1 protein-coding gene is annotated in these 1,107 nt (G+C 53.9%); it reads left to right on the top strand.

Going from position 1 to position 1,107, the window contains the following annotated elements; genetic code table 11:
- On the top strand, positions 1-1,104 hold a 1,104-nt coding region (gene tuf / locus KXR87_RS23545; RefSeq protein ID WP_437434590.1), incomplete at its 5' end, for an elongation factor Tu.
- Between the last annotated feature and the right edge of the window lie 3 nt (positions 1,105-1,107).

Genomic DNA, 1,107 nt, shown 5'->3' with positions numbered 1-1,107 from the left:
CTGACTGCTGCAATCACTACCGTTCTGTCCAAAACCTACGGTGGCCAGGCTCGTGCATTCGATCAGATCGATAACGCGCCGGAAGAAAAAGCACGTGGTATCACCATCAACACCTCTCACGTTGAATACGATACCGAAATCCGTCACTACGCTCACGTAGACTGCCCGGGCCACGCCGACTATGTTAAAAACATGATCACCGGTGCTGCGCAGATGGACGGCGCGATCCTGGTTGTTGCTGCGACTGACGGCCCGATGCCGCAGACCCGTGAGCACATCCTGCTGGGTCGTCAGGTAGGCGTTCCTTACATCATCGTGTTCCTGAACAAATGCGACATGGTTGATGACGAAGAGCTGCTGGAACTGGTAGAAATGGAAGTTCGTGAACTTCTGTCTCAGTACGATTTCCCGGGCGACGACACGCCTATCGTTCGTGGTTCTGCACTGAAAGCGCTGGAAGGCGAAGCAGAGTGGGAAGCGAAAATCATCGAACTGGCTGGCTACCTGGATTCTTACATCCCGGAACCAGAGCGTGCGATTGACAAGCCGTTCCTGCTGCCGATCGAAGACGTATTCTCCATCTCCGGTCGTGGTACCGTTGTTACYGGTCGTGTAGAGCGCGGTATCATCAAAGTAGGCGAAGAAGTAGAAATCGTTGGTATCAAAGACACTGCCAAGTCTACCTGTACTGGCGTTGAAATGTTCCGCAAACTGCTGGACGAAGGCCGTGCGGGTGAGAACGTAGGTGTTCTGCTGCGTGGTATCAAACGTGAAGAGATCGAACGTGGTCAGGTACTGGCTAAGCCGGGCACCATCAAGCCGCACACCCAGTTCGAATCTGAAGTGTACATTCTGTCCAAAGACGAAGGCGGCCGYCATACTCCGTTCTTCAAAGGCTACCGTCCGCAGTTCTACTTCCGTACAACTGACGTGACTGGCACCATCGAACTGCCGGAAGGCGTTGAGATGGTAATGCCGGGCGACAACATCAAAATGGTTGTAACCCTGATCCACCCGATCGCGATGGACGATGGTCTGCGTTTCGCAATCCGTGAAGGCGGCCGTACTGTAGGTGCGGGCGTGGTAGCAAAAGTTATCGCTTAATCG

Origin of the sequence: Yokenella regensburgei, from assembly GCF_051486985.1 — a bacterium.
Taxonomy (GTDB): domain Bacteria; phylum Pseudomonadota; class Gammaproteobacteria; order Enterobacterales; family Enterobacteriaceae; genus CBFFRJ01.
Note: the sequence above shows the minus strand (reverse complement) of the source record. Positions and strands in the feature narration are given on the sequence as shown.